Origin of the sequence: Ruegeria sp. HKCCD6157, assembly GCF_013110685.1 — a bacterium.
Taxonomy (GTDB): Bacteria; Pseudomonadota; Alphaproteobacteria; order Rhodobacterales; family Rhodobacteraceae; genus Ruegeria.
On record NZ_WVRB01000002.1, the window covers coordinates 275,223 to 293,040 of the forward strand.

At 58.9% G+C, this 17,818-nt stretch carries 17 protein-coding genes; 7 read left to right on the top strand and 10 right to left on the bottom strand.

Annotated elements, in window-relative coordinates; all coding sequences use genetic code 11:
- Positions 1–60: 60 nt before the first annotated feature.
- Genes GS612_RS11405 through GS612_RS11415 form a run of 3 tightly spaced genes read right to left on the bottom strand, consistent with a single transcriptional unit; the run spans position 61 to position 2,787 of the window.
- Positions 61–1,215, bottom strand: a complete 1,155-nt coding sequence (locus tag GS612_RS11405) for a CCA tRNA nucleotidyltransferase (RefSeq protein ID WP_171640419.1) — start codon at positions 1,213–1,215, stop codon at positions 61–63.
- Complete coding sequence (locus GS612_RS11410; protein WP_152459591.1) at positions 1,212–1,826, bottom strand: CoA pyrophosphatase; 615 nt, start codon at positions 1,824–1,826, stop codon at positions 1,212–1,214. Before GS612_RS11410 ends, GS612_RS11405 begins: the two co-directional genes overlap by 4 nt.
- Positions 1,801–2,787: an Hsp33 family molecular chaperone HslO gene (locus tag GS612_RS11415; RefSeq protein ID WP_152459592.1), complete on the bottom strand. Its 987-nt coding sequence runs from the start codon at positions 2,785–2,787 to the stop codon at positions 1,801–1,803. The genes GS612_RS11410 and GS612_RS11415 overlap by 26 nt, the downstream gene beginning before the upstream one ends.
- A 76-nt stretch (positions 2,788–2,863) precedes the next feature.
- Between GS612_RS11415 and GS612_RS11420 the strand changes: the two genes are divergently transcribed.
- On the top strand, positions 2,864–3,307 hold the full coding sequence (locus GS612_RS11420) for an NUDIX hydrolase (RefSeq protein ID WP_152459593.1): 444 nt from the start codon (positions 2,864–2,866) through the stop codon (positions 3,305–3,307).
- Here the strand turns inward: GS612_RS11420 and GS612_RS11425 are convergent.
- Positions 3,304–4,578, bottom strand: a complete 1,275-nt coding sequence (locus tag GS612_RS11425; RefSeq protein ID WP_171640420.1) for a PP2C family protein-serine/threonine phosphatase — start codon at positions 4,576–4,578, stop codon at positions 3,304–3,306. The genes GS612_RS11420 and GS612_RS11425 overlap by 4 nt on opposite strands.
- 163 nt (positions 4,579–4,741) lie before the next feature.
- On the opposite strand from GS612_RS11425, the gene GS612_RS11430 reads away from it, so the two are divergent.
- On the top strand, positions 4,742–5,071 hold the full coding sequence (locus GS612_RS11430) for an Hpt domain-containing protein (RefSeq protein ID WP_171640422.1): 330 nt from the start codon (positions 4,742–4,744) through the stop codon (positions 5,069–5,071).
- Here the strand turns inward: GS612_RS11430 and ilvA are convergent.
- Positions 5,068–6,294 (bottom strand): threonine ammonia-lyase IlvA, encoded by a 1,227-nt coding sequence (gene ilvA / locus GS612_RS11435; RefSeq protein WP_170345826.1) that lies wholly within the window; start codon positions 6,292–6,294, stop codon positions 5,068–5,070. The genes GS612_RS11430 and ilvA overlap by 4 nt on opposite strands.
- Before the next feature lie 58 nt (positions 6,295–6,352).
- Entirely contained in the window at positions 6,353–7,000 is a 648-nt protein-coding gene (locus tag GS612_RS11440) for a hypothetical protein (protein ID WP_253286153.1), read from the bottom strand.
- A gap of 261 nt (positions 7,001–7,261) precedes the next feature.
- Between GS612_RS11440 and GS612_RS11445 the strand changes: the two genes are divergently transcribed.
- The 4 genes from GS612_RS11445 (at position 7,262) to msrA (ending at position 10,148) form a co-directional block, all read left to right on the top strand.
- On the top strand, positions 7,262–8,488 hold the full coding sequence (locus GS612_RS11445; protein ID WP_171640426.1) for an argininosuccinate synthase: 1,227 nt from the start codon (positions 7,262–7,264) through the stop codon (positions 8,486–8,488).
- Positions 8,489–8,520: 32 nt separating this feature from the next.
- On the top strand, positions 8,521–8,925 hold the full coding sequence (locus tag GS612_RS11450; RefSeq protein WP_170345983.1) for a DUF1810 domain-containing protein: 405 nt from the start codon (positions 8,521–8,523) through the stop codon (positions 8,923–8,925).
- A 79-nt stretch (positions 8,926–9,004) separates the two neighbouring features.
- Positions 9,005–9,286, top strand: coding sequence for an SCP2 sterol-binding domain-containing protein (locus GS612_RS11455; RefSeq protein WP_170345830.1), 282 nt, complete (start codon positions 9,005–9,007; stop codon positions 9,284–9,286).
- 190 nt (positions 9,287–9,476) lie between these two features.
- Complete coding sequence (msrA, locus tag GS612_RS11460) at positions 9,477–10,148, top strand: peptide-methionine (S)-S-oxide reductase MsrA (protein WP_171640428.1); 672 nt, start codon at positions 9,477–9,479, stop codon at positions 10,146–10,148.
- Here msrA and GS612_RS11465 read toward each other — a convergent pair.
- Together GS612_RS11465 and GS612_RS11470 are read right to left on the bottom strand one after the other, a co-directional pair.
- Entirely contained in the window at positions 10,145–11,017 is an 873-nt protein-coding gene (locus GS612_RS11465) for a ribokinase (RefSeq protein WP_171640430.1), read from the bottom strand. The genes msrA and GS612_RS11465 overlap by 4 nt on opposite strands.
- A 3-nt stretch (positions 11,018–11,020) precedes the next feature.
- The gene (locus GS612_RS11470; protein WP_171230141.1) at positions 11,021–13,276 is read right to left on the bottom strand and encodes an NADP-dependent malic enzyme; all 2,256 of its coding nucleotides are present in this window, start codon (positions 13,274–13,276) and stop codon (positions 11,021–11,023) included.
- A gap of 161 nt (positions 13,277–13,437) precedes the next feature.
- Here GS612_RS11470 and mutS point away from each other — a divergent pair, with 161 nt between their 5' ends.
- Complete coding sequence (mutS, locus tag GS612_RS11475; RefSeq protein WP_171640557.1) at positions 13,438–16,050, top strand: DNA mismatch repair protein MutS; 2,613 nt, start codon at positions 13,438–13,440, stop codon at positions 16,048–16,050.
- Between the two features lie 57 nt (positions 16,051–16,107).
- On the opposite strand, the gene GS612_RS11480 is transcribed toward mutS, so the two are convergent.
- Both GS612_RS11480 and hrcA read right to left on the bottom strand, forming a co-directional pair.
- The gene (locus GS612_RS11480; RefSeq protein WP_171116719.1) at positions 16,108–16,671 is read right to left on the bottom strand and encodes a nucleotide exchange factor GrpE; all 564 of its coding nucleotides are present in this window, start codon (positions 16,669–16,671) and stop codon (positions 16,108–16,110) included.
- 10 nt (positions 16,672–16,681) lie between these two features.
- On the bottom strand, positions 16,682–17,746 hold the full coding sequence (gene hrcA, locus GS612_RS11485; protein WP_171640432.1) for a heat-inducible transcriptional repressor HrcA: 1,065 nt from the start codon (positions 17,744–17,746) through the stop codon (positions 16,682–16,684).
- Positions 17,747–17,818: the final 72 nt, after the last annotated feature.

The window sequence follows — 17,818 nt, forward strand, 5'->3', positions numbered from 1 at the left end:
TGTAACAGGCGCACCTAAGCACAAAGGATCCGAGATGTCATCCCCTTTTGAGACTTCGCGCTAATGTGCCAGCAACTCTTCGCGTGACAGCGCAAAACCGGACGCGATCCAGCGTTTTTCCAGCTCGGCCAGCTTCTTGCCCAGCGCCGGGCCGGTGAAGTTGGGGATCAGATCTCTGGCCTGGACAGGGAAACGCGCTGCTGCGCCTGCATGCAGATCGCGCCGCAAATCTTCGGACCAGGGTTGTTCCAGAAAAGCGCAGCGCAAAAGCGTCTCGTGCAATCCCCCTTCATCGCCATAGCGGTATCCCAGTTCAGCAATACTGGTTGTGGACTGTGCTTCTTCACGCATCCTGATCAGGCGTTGCAACTGCGAACGGCTCAACCGCAATGTCGCGGCATCATCGGGCGAGGCAATGGCTGCCAGACGACGCACCGGATCGGGATCGGCGCCAGCCGCCTGTTCCAGCGCGATCAAAGGGGCCAATGATCGATCGTCCGCCCGCGGCAGCACCCGGGCCAAGACACCGGTACTGCGCATGGTCGCAACGGCGGGGGCCGGATCAGGCGATGCCAGAAATTTCAGCAGCTCTGCCCCGATCCGCTCGCGCGACAACGACTCCAGCCCGTCAAGATTGGCGCCGATGGCGGCCAGGGCATCGGGGTCGAAACCGCCATCCGGATCCCCGTACCAGGCGTGAAAACGGAAGTAGCGAAGCGAGCGGAGATAGTCTTCGCGAATGCGGTTCTCGGCGGTTCCAATGAACCGCACCAACCGGGCCTCGAGGTCGGGAAGACCACCCAGAGGGTCCAGCACGGTGCCATCGGGTTGGGCATAGAGCGCGTTCATGGTGAAATCCCGTCGCGCCGCGTCTTCTTCGACATGATCGGCAAATGCCACCACCGCGCGACGGCCATCGGTTTCCACGTCACGGCGGAAGGTGGTGACCTCGTGCGGGATGCCCGCGCTGACCACCGTGATCGTACCATGCTCGATGCCGGTCGGAATGGCCCTGAGCCCGGCGGCCTGCGCCAGCTCGACGATCTGCCCGGGCCTTGCATCGGTGGCGATGTCGATATCCGACACTGGAGCACCAAGCAGCGCGTTGCGCACGCATCCACCCACGAAAAGCGCCTGAGCCCCGGATGAGGTCAGGGCCGAACAGACCTTTTGCGTCGCTGGTTCACTGATCCAAGCTTCGTCAATCAGCATCATTCATTCACCCGTGCAGCAAGCCCGCGCAATATGCGGGCGGTCGCGCCCCAAATGTAATAGGGGCCGTACGGAACTGCGTAGTATCTGCGTCTCTGGCCGCGCCATCGGCGCGACTCGACCAGATAATTCTCAGGATTCAAAAGATGGGCAAGGGGGGTCGAGAAAACTTCGTCCACTTCGCCGGGTTCAGGCACGGGTTGGAACCTGTCCCGCAAAACTGCGACAACCGGTGTTACTGTGAACGAGGTCACGGTCTCATGCGTCGGCAGAAATCCCAGGATCTCGGGCATTTCAGGGGGCAGGCCGATCTCTTCCTCAGCTTCCCGCAGAGCCGCAGCCGTAACATCAGCATCGGTTTCGTCCTGTTTGCCACCGGGAAAGGCGATCTGGCCCGGGTGATGCTTCAACGCGGATGAGCGTTTGGTCAGGATGACCTGCGGTGTGTCATCAGCCAGGGAAATGGCCACCAGAACACCGGCGGGTCGCAACCGTCGTCCGGGCGGCAGAACGGTATCCGGGTTCAAGTCAAAGTCGCTGGACCCGTGACCGGGGCGGCGCAGGGCCGCCCGGATCTTTTCAACCGGGTCATGCACCTTTGGGGTCTTCGGCATCGAATCCGACAGTTGCCGGGTCCAACACATAATGAGCCCCGCAGAACTGACAATCCGCGGTGACTTCGCCCTCGGGCGTGGTCATCTTTTCGATATCCTTGGCCGAATAGATCGACAGGCTCTGTCGCACACGATCCTCGGAACAGGTGCAGCCAAATTGCACGGACTGCGCATCATAGACACGCGGCTGTTCCTCGTGAAACAGGCGAACCAGAAGGTCGGTCGGCGCAACAGAGGGGCCGATCATCTCCAAATCCTCGACGGTATCCAGCAGGATATTGACGCGACCCCAGTTTTCACCTTCTTCGCCATCGACCAGATCGGCAGCGGTCAGGATGTCACCGGTTCCTTCACCCGACGCGGCAAAGGGCGACGCTTTGGGCATGTGTTGCAGCATGATGCCGCCTGCACGCCAATGCTCGCCCACACCCGGCTCGGTCGATTTGCCGAAGCTCAGCGAAAACCGCGTCGGCAGCTGTTCGGATTGCGCAAAATACGACTCGGCGCAGGCGCTCAGCGATCCACCGGCCAGCGGAGTGATGCCCTGATACGGCTGCGTGCCCTCTCCCTGATCGATCATGATGGCAAAATACCCTTCGCCCACCTGATCGAAAGGCGCAGAATTGGAAAGCCGGTCCCGGTCAAAGCTGGCATAAGCCCGTATCTGGGCGGGCTGGCCCTCTTCCTGCGGCGCATAATAGTCGGTTGCGATCATGCGCACCGCCCCTTTGGACTGTACCTGCAACGACAGTTTCCAGCGCAACGCAACCGTTTGGCCGATCAACGCGGTCAGCAAGGCCATCTCGGCCACAAGCGCCTCGACCTGCTCGGGATAGTCATGCTGTTTCAGGATACCATCCAGCACGCCATCCAGACGGGCCACGCGGCCGCGCATGTCGGATGCATCAAGTTGAAAGGGCAGGACGGTATCGTCCCACGCGATTTTTGTTCCAAGAGACATGGGGTTTCCTTACACGCCACGGGTTGGCATACCGGCACCATATAGGTCGTACAGATCGGGTTGAAAGGGGCCATACATGATCAGGCGGTTCGGTGAAACCCCCGAGACGGGGCGGAAATACACCCGAAGGGTGGGCGTATATGCCCTTTTGCCACGTGGCGGCCAATTGCTGTTGACCTGTCAGACCGAACCGGGCCCGGATCTGCAATTGCCGGGTGGAGGCATCGATCCGGGCGAATCACCAATTTCGGCCTTGCATCGCGAAGTCTATGAAGAAACCGGGTGGCATGTTGCCAACCCGCGTCGCATCGGCGCTTTTCGCCGGTTCACCTATATGCCCGAATACGATCTGTGGGCCGAAAAGGTCTGCCTGATCTACCGCGCCCGTCCCGTACGCCGCAAAGGCCCGCCGAGTGAGGCATTCCACGAAGCACTGTGGATGGAAGCCGCCGATGCCGTTGAATTGCTGGGCAATGACGGTGACCGGCACTTTGCGGAAATGCATCTCAGTTCGCTTTAAGACCCGTTATATTCAAAGAAAACGGCGGATACGTCATCCCCAATGCCATCTTTGGGCGAAATCTCCTGGGTCAATCGCCAGAACATGTCGTCCAGAAACTCCGACCCGCCCTTTTCAGAAATGCACTGCTGGGCCATCTGTCGCAAACCGTCTTCCTCCAGCAAACCGCCTTCGGCAAGCTGACATTCGGTAAATCCGTCCGAATACACCAACAGTTTGTCGCCGGGTTTCATGTGAATCTCGATTTGCTGAAAACTCGCATCTTCGATCAGCCCGATCGGCAACCCGCCATCGCCCAGAAATTCAGTGCTGCCATCCTGCCGCAGCAGAAGCGGATACGGGTGCCCGGCCTGCACCATCTTGAGATGCCCGTTTCGAAGATCCACAATGGCGTAGACCATCGTGAAATATTCCTCGATCCCTTCATCCGCCATTAATCGGGAATTGAGCATGCTTGCGACGTCTTCCGGAGGCAGCAGTGCATAGAATTTGTTGAACCTCTTCTCCATTGCGACATTTTGATCGAAATGCTTGCTGGAAAGATAACCGCCCAGACGCGCCGTCATCATGGCCGAGGTGATTCCATGTCCGGATACATCGATGCTGTAGAACCCCAGCCGATTGACCCCGGGCGAAAACATGCCAACAAGGTCTCCTCCGATATGGCCACAGGGTTTCAACAACAGGCTGACCCGGGATTTTCCAAAGCTCCGCGTAAATTCCGGGACCAGCGATTCCTGGATTTTTCGGGCCTGAATGAGGTCCTTGTCGATCGCGTCATGCGCCAGCCTGAGTTCTTCCAGCGCGGATTCGATCAGGCGGTTTTTCTGTGATAGCTCGCGCTGCATGTCCAGAATGCGCGCGCCTGCGGATATGCGCGCCCGCAATTCATCCGCCTCAAGGGGTTTGATCAGAAAATCGTCTGCCCCGGCATCCAGTCCGCGCGCAACCTCCTGCTTTTCACTTTTGGAAGTCAGAAGGATGAAATAACAATATTGATCGGTATCCAGGGCGCGAAACGCATTGCAGAACTCAAGCCCGCTCATCCCCGGCATGACCCAATCGCTGAGAACAAGATCGGGCGGATCGTCCAGACAATGCGCCAGGGCGGCATCGCCCGTATCGGCCTCAACCACCTCAAAGCCCCATTTTCTGAGCGATGCGACCAGGATGCGCCGCTGCAGACGGCTGTCATCAACCACCAGCACCTTACGGATCGCGCCGAAATCCAGATCTGATCTGGTTTCCTTAAGACTCGCCCTTGGTACCATTTACCCTCTGACCTGATGCGTTCATTCACACAGGGCGATCCTAGTAGCGACGGTTTTAACATCCGGTGAAGACCGAAGGCCGCAATCCCGCTGGGCTGTTAACCCGGTTTTTACTGGTGTTGCCTATTCCTGAAAACGCATGTTCAACGGCAGGTGACGCAGTATGATCCACTGGGGCAGAGTCCGACAATTGCGGGACGAGGTTGGCCCGGATGAGTTTGATGAAGTGGTCGACATCTTTCTGGAAGAAGTGCAGGAGGTCATCGCCCGCCTGCATCAGGATACAAGCCGGTCCGAACTGGAACAGAACCTGCACTTCCTGAAAGGCAGCGCGCTCAGTCTTGGATTCGATCAGTTCTCGAAACTCTGTCAGGACGGCGAACGGCAGGCGGCCGCGGGTCAGGGCGAGGATGTCGATCTGCCCGCTATTCTGGCCGTATTTGACAGCTCGAAACAGATATTCGAGGCTGAGCTGCGCCAGAATCTGGATTAAATCACGAACTGCGCCAGCGTTTCGTCTTCGGTTATATCGGTGTAGGTGAACCCTGCCTCATCCAGATGCGCAAACAGACGCATGAAGTTTTCAGGCTTGCGGGTTTCGATCCCGATCAGGACCGAGCCGAAATTGCGTGCCGATTTTTTCATGTATTCAAAACGGGCGATATCGTCCTCGGGGCCCAGAATACCCAGAAATTCTTTCAGCGCGCCGGGGCGTTGCGGCAGGCGCAGGATGAAATACTTCTTCACCCCGGAATAGCGTTGGGCGCGTTCTTTGACCTCGGGCAGGCGCTCGAAATCGAAATTGCCGCCCGACGTTACACAGACCACGGTTTTGCCCCGTACAAAACTTTGGATATCACCCACCGCTTCGATCGCCAGCGCGCCAGCGGGCTCAAGAACAATGCCTTCGACATTCAGCATCTCGATCATGGTGGTGCAGATTCGGTCCTCGGACAGAACCAGTACGTCCGACAGATGGCGTGATTTCAGCAGTTCGAACGGTTTCTCACCGATCCGTCCAACCGCAGCGCCATCGACGAAGGTATCCACATGATCCAGCGACACAGGGTGCCCCGCAGCCAGCGCAGCGCGCAAACAGGCACCTCCGGCCGGTTCGACAAACAGACAATGGCTGCGATCCCCGAACCACGTGGCCACGCCCGAGGACATGCCGCCGCCGCCAACCGGCAGAACGACGTGATCCGGCACACCGCCCATTTGCTCTTCGATCTCGACCGCCAATGATGCCTGTCCTTCGATTACATCCACGTCGTCAAACGGAGACAGAAAATACCCGCCCTGCTGTGTGCACCACGCTTGCGCGGCGGCCAGCGTGTCATCGAAATAGTCGCCGGTCAGGTGAATCTCGATATTGTCGCCGCCGAAGATTCTGGTCTTTTGAATTTTCTGCTGCGGGGTCGTCACCGGCATGAAGATCACGCCTTTGACGTCCAGATGCTTGCACATGAACGCCACGCCCTGCGCGTGGTTGCCCGCGCTGGCACAGACGAACAGGTCCTGCCCCTGCTGCTTGCGCATCGCGTTGAACGCACCGCGGATCTTGTAGGACCGCACCGGGCTGAGGTCCTCGCGCTTGAGCCAGATATCGGCGCCGTAGCGGTCAGACAGATGGGCATTCCGCTGCAATGGCGTCGCCGGAAACACAGAGCGCATCGCCTGTTCGGCGGCGCGGGCGCGGGTCATGAAATCAGTCATGCCCGTTTCCCTGCCCCATCGTCGCGATAAGGGCAAGGAATACATATGTGTACGCCGCTTATGACAGTTCGCGCTTTTCGATGAAGACGCCGTACATTGTAGTAAAGATACTGACGTTGATCATCGGAAGGATGAGCGTGCCGAAGAACACTGTCAGCAAAACGCCCAGCACCGGTATTATTGCCAAGGCGGCGAAAGCCAGCTGCACCAACACCTGGAACAGGAATGCAACGAGGAGCAGCAACAAGATTGCACCGCTGACCCCGGATGTGTTGTTCCAAGCCTCACCGAGCGATATGGGATTTCCTATCGCCGCCGCGGGCAGAATAATTGACAGGCGATAGAAGCATACGACCAGAAAAACGGAGTATGCAATCATCAGAATGATCGAAAGCCCTGCAAGACCTTCGCCTAATGCAGCAGCGACCAGACCCATGGGGATATAAGCGATAACCATCAAAATCCCCAACATCAGAAAACGACCGAAATAGGCAAGAATCCTGTCGAAACGGAAGGTCGGCAGTATTCCCGTGGGGTACTCTTCCATCAGGATAAAGCGGTGCCATGACACCGCAATCCAGAACATGGTGACGAACATTACCGCCAGCAAAACGACCACAAAAACAAAGGCTGAACCTGCGGTTACACCCGGTGGCAGATCAACTGCGCTTTCATCCAGCGCCTCAAGCGGAATACCAAGCGCCATGAACACGCCCACGATGATGATCGTCGCAATCAGGGCAGGGCCAACCGTAATCTGTAGCACCTGCTTGATGTTTCCAAATACCATCCGCACCGAATGCACGAATATTTGCCATCCCAACATTTGAAACCGCCCCTTCAACCAATGCTTGTTATTCTCTGCAACCGTTTCACCCCAATTCAGGCACTGCGTCAATCCTCACAACTTGCCCCCGCGTGCAAAACCCGCTAGGGGCCAATCGTTCTACGAATAAAGGGAAGTCAGATGTCCGCGCCCAAGAAAGTTGTTCTGGCCTATTCCGGTGGCCTTGATACCTCGATCATCCTGAAATGGTTGCAGACCGAATATGGCTGTGAGGTCGTGACCTTCACCGCCGATCTGGGTCAGGGTGAGGAGCTGGAGCCTGCTCGCAAAAAGGCCGAGCTGCTGGGCATCAAGCCCGAGAACATCTATATCGAGGATATCCGCGAAGAATTTGTCCGCGACTTCGTCTTCCCGATGTTCCGCGCCAATGCGCAGTACGAAGGGCTGTACCTGCTGGGCACGTCCATCGCGCGGCCGCTGATCTCGAAGCGTCTGGTTGAGATCGCCGAAGCGACGGGTGCCGATGCGGTCGCCCACGGTGCGACCGGCAAGGGCAACGATCAGGTACGGTTCGAACTGGCGGCTTACGCACTGAACCCCGATATCAAAGTGATCGCACCGTGGCGCGAGTGGGACCTGACCAGCCGCACCAAGTTGCTGGAGTTTGCGGAACAGAACCAGATCCCGATCGCCAAGGACAAGCGTGGCGAGGCGCCCTTCTCGGTCGATGCCAACCTGCTGCACACCTCGTCCGAAGGAAAGGTTCTGGAAGATCCTGCAGATATGGCGCCTGATTATGTGTACCAGCGCACGGTCCACCCCGAAGATGCCCCGAACGAGCCGGAGTTCATCGAAATCGGCTTTGAAAAAGGCGACGCGGTCAGCATCAATGGCGAGGCGATGAGCCCGGCCACCCTACTGACCAAGCTGAACGAATATGGCGGCAAGCACGGCATCGGTCGTCTGGACCTTGTGGAAGGCCGTTTCGTGGGCATGAAGTCGCGCGGTATCTATGAGACGCCCGGCGGCACCATCCTGCTTGAGGCGCATCGCGGCATCGAATCCATCACCATGGACCGCGGCGCGATGCACCTGAAAGACCAGTTGATGCCGCAATATGCGGAACTGATCTACAACGGCTTCTGGTACTCACCTGAACGTGAGATGCTGCAAGCCGCCATCGACAAGAGCCAGGAACATGTCACCGGCACCGTACGGGTGAAGCTGTACAAGGGTCTGGCCTCGACCGTGGGCCGCTGGTCAGATTACTCGCTGTATTCCGAGGCGCATGTCACTTTTGAAGAAGATGCAGGTGCTTATGATCAGACCGACGCGGCAGGCTTCATCCAGCTGAACGCGCTGCGTCTGAAACTGCTGGCCGCACGCGACAAGCGTTTGTCCAAGTGATCGACGAAGACGATAACGACGACGAACTCGATATGTTCATCGAGGCGCAGGACACGGTTTGGGCCGATGTCCTGCGCGAACTGGAACAGGGGCAGAAAACCAGCCACTGGATGTGGTTCGTGTTTCCGCAACTGGCCGAGCTGGGCCAGTCCCATATGGCGCAGCTTTACGGCATCGAAGATCTGGACGAAGCCACGCGCTATCTGAACCACCCCGTACTGCGCCGCCGTCTGACACAAGCGGCCTCGTTGATGTTGCTGCATCAGGGGCGCGACGCCAGCGACATTCTGGGCGGGATTGACGCAAAAAAGCTTCGCTCTTCGATGACATTGTTTTCCTCGGTGGCAGATGCTCCGGCAGAGTTTCAGGCCGTTCTTGATGCTTTCTACGACGGCGAGCCTTGCGCACGAACCGTTCAGAGCCTTGGCGCATCGTGATCGGAAGTTCCAGTTGGGTCAGCCTTGCCTGTTCGATACCTGACGCTTTACGCATTCGGAAACTGCGAAAGGAACCCGGATGCTTCAGCATATCGCCGACGAAATTCAAAAAGGCCTGAACGGCAAAACCTTTGACGGCTCATTGAAATTCGATTGTGGCGAGGACGGCGTGATTGTTCTGGCCGACAGTCAGGCATCGACACTGGATCAGGAAACGGATTGCACGATCCGCATCTCGCAGGACAACCTGACCAAGCTTTTGACCGGAAAACTGAACCCGATGACAGGTGTCGCTTTGGGCAAGCTCAAAATCTCGGGCAATATGGGCGTTGCGATGAAACTGGGGCAGTTGCTGGGTTAAGCCGAAGGCAGGTTCATCGCGGACTGCCCCCCGCCGGGGCACCCTGTCCCACCGCCAAGACGGCTCGGCGCAAGGTGTTCCACTGACATCCGGCGCCGATAAACTTGCCTCACCAGCCCGTGACATCAGATGTCAGGCAATTGAATGTCATCCGGGTTCGGTTCACCTTGGTGCGGAAAGGAGACCCGACATGTCACGGACTGCTTATCTGGACGCCTTCAAACCGGCCATTTTGTTTGCCCTGATCACACTTGCGATGATGCTGCGCGCCCTGCCTGCCCCTGCGGCAGGTGCCGAAACGCTGACAGTTGCAGGGGGGTGTTTCTGGTGTGTCGAGTCCGATTTTGAATCTGTACCGGGCGTTATCGGGGCCGTGTCGGGCTATACCGGCGGCAAATCGGCCAACCCCACCTATGATCAGGTCTCCAAGGGTGGCACCGGCCATTATGAAGCGGTTCAGATCACTTTTGACCCGGCCCGCGTCTCACGTGAAACACTGCTGAACATGTTCTTCCGTTCGGTTGATCCGACGGATGCCGGCGGCCAGTTCTGCGATCGGGGCGACAGCTATCGAACTGCGATATTCGTCTCTAACACAGGCGAAAAAGCGTTGGCTGAACAGGCGAAGAAAGAAGCACAACGAGCCCTGGGTCAAAATGTTGTCACCCCGATCCTGAAGGCGGGCACGTTTTACCCTGCCGAGGCCTATCATCAGGATTACTACAAAGGGAACAAGCTGATCCTTACCCGCTTTGGGCCCAAACGTCAGCAAAACGCCTATAAAGCATATCGCAAAGCCTGTGGCCGTGACGCGCGTGTCAAACAGCTTTGGGGTTCAGATGCACCTTTTGCCGGTTCTTAATCGAAGGTCGCGTCGCGCACTTCTCTCAGATCGGGAATGACATCCGCAGTCCCGTGCCGCGTGACCATCAGGGCAGCGGCGCGGTTCGCTTGCAGAATGGCCTGTTCCATCGGCATTCCCCGATCCATTCCAGCCAGTACGTAGCCGGTAAAAGTATCACCTGCCCCGGTGGTATCCACGGCCTGCACCTTGTGGGCCGAAAATTCCACCGGGTCATTGCCCTGCTGCAAATACCGTGCCCCTTTTGCGCCCAGCGTGACAATGACATGCCGCACAGGCAGATCAGCCGCACCCATCCCGGTTTCCTGCCGCAACTGTTCGGCCTCGATTTCGTTCAGGATCAGGAAATCCAGATAGGGCAAAACCGCCTGAACCGCCTGTGCCTGAAAGGGTGCGGCGGCATAACACACGGTCATTCCAAGTTTGCGCCCGAATTGCGCGGCTTCGACCTGTGCGTTGGTTTCATTCTGCAAGATCAGCAGATCACCGGTGCTTGCCGATGACAGCGCCTGCCCCAGATGGCTGATATCCAAGGCATGGTTGGCCCCCGGATAGAGGATGATCAGGTTCTCACCCTCGGCGTCCACCGCAATGATCGCGTGCCCGGTCGGCAGATCCACCTCAGAGATATAGCGTGTGTCCACACCATATTCCGTCAGTCGATCCTTCGCCCAGCGCCCATCATGCCCAACGGCGCCGATATGGCTGACGCGTGATCCGGCCCGCGCGGCCGCCACCGACATATTGGCACCTTTCCCGCCAAGGAACCGGTCCAGCCCGTGGGCGGCCAGAGTTTCCCCTGGCGCAGGCAGATGCGGCAGGTCATAAACCATATCCGCGTTGATCGAGCCGAGGTTCCAGATTGTCATGGCTTATCCGATGTCGCACGAGGCCAGAATGGCCATGTTCAGAATATCGTTCGCGGTTGAGACGGTCGAGCAAATCTGAATCGGCTTGTCGACGCCCGACAGGATCGGCCCGATCACGGTGGCACCGCCCATTTCCTGCATCAGCTTGGTCGAAATCGACGCTGAGTGCCGCGCAGGGACGATCAGGATGTTCGCAGGCCCAGTCAGGCGTGAAAACGGATAAGCCGCTTGCTGATCCACGTTCAGGGCAACATCCACTGTCATTTCGCCCTCATACTCGAAATCGACACCGCGCTGGTCCAGAACCGCCGGCGCTCGGTGCATCTTCTCGGCACGTTCCGAAACCGGGTATCCAAATGTCGAGAAGCTGACAAAAGCAACCCGGGGCTCCAGACCCATATGTCGGGCCACTGCTGCGGAACGCTCGGCAATGTTGGCCAAATCGTTTTCATCCGGCCATTCATGCACCAGTGTATCGCCGATCAGAACGATCCGGCCTTTATGCAGAAGTGCCGTCACACCGGCAGCACCATGGGCGGCATCGGCATCGAACACATGATTGATACGATCAATTACGTGTGCCGATTTTCGTGTTGCACCTGTGACCAACCCGTCTCCGTGGCCATGGGCCAGCATCAGGGATGAGAACACATGGCGGTCCCGCGCTGCCAGTCGGTGAATATCCTTGCGGTCAAAGCCTTTACGCTGCAAACGCTCATAGAGGAAATTCGAATAGGTCTCGAGATGCGCGGTGTTGGCAGCGTTCACAACCTCGATTTCCCGCACAGCATCACCAAGACCGGTGGCTTCCAGTTTGTCTTTAACATCATCTGCCCGACCGACCACGAGCGCCTTACCAAAGCCTGAACGTTGGTACATGACGGCGGCACGCAGCACGCGGGGATCATCGCCCTCGGCAAAAATCATGCGGCTTTGCGCCTGTCGCGCCCGGGCATTCAGCCCGCGCAGGATGCTTGCGGTCGGGTCCATCCGGGACTTCAGGCTCAGCTCATATGCGTCCATGTCGATAATCGGACGGCGGGCCGCGCCGGTATCCATTCCTGCCTTGGCAACAGCGGGCGGGATACGGTGGATCAGGCGCGGATCAAACGGCGTGGGAATGATGTAGTCGCGCCCGAAGGTCAGCGATTTGCCATAAGCCATCGCGACCTCATCTGGTACATCTTCGCGCGCCAGATTGGCGAGTGCATGGGCACAGGCGATCTTCATCTCGTCATTGATGGCGCGGGCGTGAATGTCCAGCGCGCCGCGGAACAAATAGGGAAAGCCCAGAACGTTGTTGACCTGGTTCGGATAATCGCTGCGTCCGGTCGCCACGATGGCGTCCACACGGACCTCGTGCGCCTCTTCCGGGGTGATTTCCGGATCGGGGTTGGCCATGGCGAAGATCACCGGATTGTCGGCCATGCTTGCAACCATCTCCTGCGTGACCGCGCCCTTGACCGACACGCCCAGAAACACGTCCGCGCCCTTCATGGCCTCTTCCAGAGTCCGCAGATCCGTGGTGATCGCATGTGCCGATTTCCACTGGTTCATGCCCTCGGTCCGGCCCTGATAGATGACGCCCTTTGTGTCGCAGACGATGCAGTTTTCATGGCGGGCGCCCATCGCCTTGAGCAATTCGATACAGGCGATCCCCGCCGCCCCGGCCCCGTTCAGAACGATCTTCACATCCTCGATCTTCTTGCCCGAGATATGCAGCGCGTTGATCAGCCCGGCCGCACAGATCACGGCCGTGCCGTGCTGGTCGTCGTGAAAGACGGGGATGTCCATCTCTTCCTTCAGGCGCTGTTCGATGATGAAACACTCGGGCGCTTTGATATCTTCAAGGTTAATGCCACCAAAGGTCGGCCCCATCAGTCGAACCGCCCGGCAGAATTCATCCGGGTCTTCGGTGTCCAGCTCGATATCGATCGAGTTCACGTCGGCGAACCGCTTGAACAGAACGGATTTCCCCTCCATCACCGGTTTCGAGCCCAGCGCGCCAAGGTTGCCAAGACCCAGAACCGCCGTCCCGTTCGAGATCACAGCGACCAGATTGCCCTTGTTGGTATAGTCATACGCGGTTTCCGGCGCTTCGGCGATGGCTTCACATGGGACGGCCACACCCGGGCTGTAGGCCAATGACAGATCCCGCTGCGTGGTCATCGGGACGGTGGCCTGCACCTCCCACTTGCCGGGGGTCGGGTCGAGGTGAAAGGCCAGCGCCTCTTCTTTGGTAATCTTCGCTTTGGGCATCGGATATGTCGTTTCTTTACATCTGTTGGGCTTTTGCCTCATAGCGCAGGCAAAGGCGCGTCTCAACGACAATACGTTTTCACCTTTCGTCGCAGGGGCCGGGTTTGTAAGGTCGCGCCGGAATACGCCAGAGGGGAGCAGCCTTGTCCAACGTCACGCCGATGATGGCGCAATATCTGGAAATCAAAGAGGCCCACGCGGATGCCCTGCTGTTTTACCGCATGGGCGACTTCTACGAGATGTTCTTTGAAGACGCCGTGAACGCCGCCGAGGCGCTGGACATCGCCCTGACCAAACGCGGCAAGCACAATGGCGAAGACATTCCGATGTGCGGAGTGCCGGTGCATTCGGCCGAAGGCTATCTGCTGACGTTGATCCGCAAGGGCTTTCGCGTCGCCGTCTGCGAACAGATGGAAAGCCCGGCCGAGGCCAAGAAAAGAGGCTCTAAATCGGTGGTAAAGCGCGATGTGGTGCGCCTTGTCACCCCCGGCACCCTGACCGAGGACGCGCTGTTGGAGGCGCGCCGCCACAACTTTCTGGCCGCCTATGCCGAGGTGCGCGACGAGGCCGCGCTGGCCTGGGCGGACATATCGACCGGGGCGTTTCACGTGATGCCGCTGACCTCGGTCCGGCTGAGCCCCGAGCTGGCCCGGCTGGCCCCGTCGGAACTGATCGTGGCAGACAGCGTGCAGGAAAAACTGAATGAGCCGGTCAGCGATTTGGGTATTTCTCTCACCCCTGTCGGACGGGCCAGTTTTGACAGCACGGCGGCTGAAAAACGCATCTGCGGGTTGTTTCACGTGGGCGCGCTGGACGCGTTCGGCAGCTTTGGACGCGCCGAAGTGTCCGCGATGGGCGCGCTGATCGACTATCTGGAGATCACACAGAAGGGCAAATTGCCCCTGTTGCAAACGCCGCTGAAAGAATCCGAAGATCGCGTCGTGCAGATCGACGCGGCCACCCGCCGCAACCTGGAACTGACGCGCTCATTGTCCGGCGGGCGGGCCGGATCGCTGCTGTCGGTGGTGGACCGCACGGTGACCCCGGGCGGCGCACGCCTGTTGGAACAACGTCTGTCCAGCCCCTCGCGCAATCTGGATGTCATCCACGCGCGGCTGGACGCGGTCGATTTTGCCGCCCAGGACAGCCTGATCACCGCCGATCTGCGCGAAGCCTTGCGCAAGACGCCCGATCTAGACCGCGCCCTGTCGCGCCTGTCGCTGGACCGAGGCGGCCCGCGCGACTTGGCCGCCATCCGCAACGGGCTGACCCAAGCCGCAGCGATCGCCGGGATTTGCGAAGGTCAAGACCTGCCGGTGCTGCTGGCGACTGCGGTGCAGAACCTTGTGGGATTCGACGATCTGCTCGACCTGCTGGATCAGGCGCTGGTCGCCGACCCGCCGCTGCTGGCGCGCGATGGCGGCTTCATCGCGCCGGGCTTTGACGCCGAACTGGACGAGGCCCGCACCCTGCGGGACGAAGGCCGCTCGGTCATTGCCGGGTTTCAGCAGAAATACGCCGAACACACCGGCATCGCCTCGCTGAAAATTAAGCACAACAACGTGCTGGGCTATTTCATCGAAACCACGGCCACCCATGCCGAAAAGATGCTGAACCCGCCCTTCAGCGAGACCTATATCCACCGCCAGACCACCGCCAACCAGGTGCGGTTCACCACGGTTGAGCTCAGCGAGATCGAAACCCGCATCCTGAACGCCGGCAACCTGGCTCTTGAGATCGAAAAAAGGCTCTATCAAAGGCTTTCTGATGAGATTTTGAGCTTCGCTGCGCGACTTAATCAAGCCGCCCGAGGGCTGGCCGAACTGGATCAGACCACCGCGCTGGCAGATCTGGCCCGCGGAGAAAACTGGTGCAGACCACAGGTAGACGCCTCCCGGGCGTTCAGTGTTCAGGGGGGTCGGCATCCGGTGGTAGAGCACGCGCTGCGCCAGCAAAACGGTGATGCCTTCATCGCCAATGACTGCGACCTCAGCACCGAGGAGGGCGCCGCCATCTGGTTGCTGACCGGCCCCAACATGGCCGGTAAGTCGACCTTCCTGCGCCAGAATGCGCTGATCGCCCTGTTGGCCCAGATGGGCAGCTACGTCCCGGCCGAGCAAGCTCATATCGGCGTGGTCAGCCAGCTTTTCAGCCGCGTGGGCGCCTCTGACGATCTGGCAAGCGGCCGGTCGACATTCATGGTCGAGATGGTGGAAACCGCGGCCATCCTCAACCAGGCCGATGACCGGGCGCTGGTGATCCTCGACGAAATCGGGCGTGGCACCGCCACCTATGACGGCCTGTCCATCGCCTGGGCAACGCTGGAACATCTGCACGCCGCCAACCGCTGCCGCGCGCTGTTCGCCACGCATTACCACGAGCTGACCGCGCTGGCCGGCAAGCTGGAGGGCGTCGAAAACGCCACTGTCGCGGTCAAGGAATGGGACGGCGAGGTGATATTCCTGCACGAGGTCCACAAGGGCGCCGCCGACCGCTCCTATGGCGTGCAGGTCGCGCAATTGGCCGGGCTGCCCGCATCCGTGGTCGAACGCGCCCGCGTGGTTCTGGACCAGTTGGAGAAAACTGAGCGCGAGGGCGGCAAGCAGAAGGTGCTGATCGACGATCTGCCGCTGTTTTCCGCCGCACCAACCCCGCCGCCGGTCCCGAAGGCGTCGCCCGTCACCGATATGCTGGACCAGATCCTGCCGGACGACCTGACCCCGCGCGAAGCCCTCGATCTGATCTACAAACTGAAAGAGGCGGCCAGATCCTGACCGCCCCTTCATCTTTTCCCAAATACTCTCGCCGAAGGCCGTGCCCTTGGGCGCGTATCAGCTTGCCGGGGTTGACGACACGCCCACCTGTGCCGGGCGCAGCAGACGATCGTGCAACATGAACCCTTCGGCGGACACCTGAATGATGTCTCCTGCCTTGGTTCCGGGAACAGGTGCCTCGAACATGGCCTCATGCACGTTCGGATCAAACCGGTCGCCCACTTCGGGTGTGATCACTTCGATTCCGTGCTTCTGGAACACGTCCTTCAAAGCGCGCATGGTCAATTCGACGCCTTCCAGCAAACCAGCAGCCACTTCTTTTTGCTCATCCGTCGCAGCTTCAAGGGCGCGTTTCATGTTGTCATAGACGGGCAGCATATCGCGGGCCAGCTTGGACCCGCCATACTGTTCCGCATCGCGGCGCGCCTTGTCGCTGCGCTTGCGCATGTTTTCGGCATCCGCCAGCGCGCGCATGAACTTGTCTTTATAGTCATCCCGTTCGGCCCGCAGCGCGTCCAGTTCCAGTTCTTCTTCGCTGATATCCATCAGCTCTTCGGCCAGCTCTTCGGCCTCGGCGGTTGCGATATCGTCCAGAAAATCTTCGTTCTTCGGCTCTGCCATCTTTTACCCTCTAGCTCCGGTCGTATATCAGCTTGCCGACCAGTTGCGCCGTATAATCCACGATCGGTACGATCCGCCCATAATTCAGACGTGTGGGTCCGATAACCCCCACCGCACCGATTATCTTTCGATCAGCGTTCATATAAGGAGACACCACCAAAGAGGAACCCGAAAGTGAGAAAAGTTTGTTCTCAGACCCGATAAAAATGCGCACACCCTCGCCTTCTTCGGTCAATTCAAGGAATTCGGCGATGTCTCGCTTGCGCTCAAGGTCATCGAACAGGGTGCGGATGCGGTCAAGTTCCTCGGCCTGACCGGGTTCGTTCAAAAGATTCGCGCGCCCGCGCACGATCAAACGGGCCGAGTCGCTTCCGTCTCCGTCCCAAACGGCCATTCCGCTTTCGACCATCTCACGCGCCAGAGTGTCGATTTCCTGCTTGCGCGCATCGATCTGCGTCTGCATTTGCCGCCGCACTTCGCTGAGTGTCCGCCCCTCGATGAGTGCGTTCAAGAAATTCGCGGCCTCGCGCATGGAACTGGGCGTTTGCCCAGGTGGCGGCGTGAACAGCCGGTTTTCTACATGTCCGTCTGAGAAAACCAAAACCACCAAAGCCCGATCATGGCCCAGAGAAACAAATTCGATATGTTTGATTTCCGATTCATGCTTGGGCGTCAGAACCAGCGAGGCCCCTTGTGTCACGTTTGACAAGGCAGAGCCGACACGGTCCAGCATTCCACCAACATCACCCGTGTTAGAGCCTAATGTCTGCTCCAGTTTCTGCCGGTCATCGGCACCCAGGTCGCCGACCTCAAGCAATCCGTCCACAAACATTCGCAGGCCTTGCTGCGTCGGGATTCGGCCGGCGCTGACATGGGGGCTATCCAGAAGGCCCAGAAACTCCAGATCCTGCATCACATTGCGGACAGTTGCAGCGCTGACTTTTTCTGACAACGTACGCGTCAAAGTACGGCTGCCGACGGGCTCTCCGCTTTCCAGATAGCTCTCGACAATCAGCCGGAACACTTCGCGTGACCGGTCGTTCATCTCGTCCAGAATCTTGCTCGCTTCGCTCATCCGTGTTCCCCTGCTCGTTTGTCATTAAATAGCAGGCAAATGAAAGGTCAATCGGGGTTGCATCGTAACGCT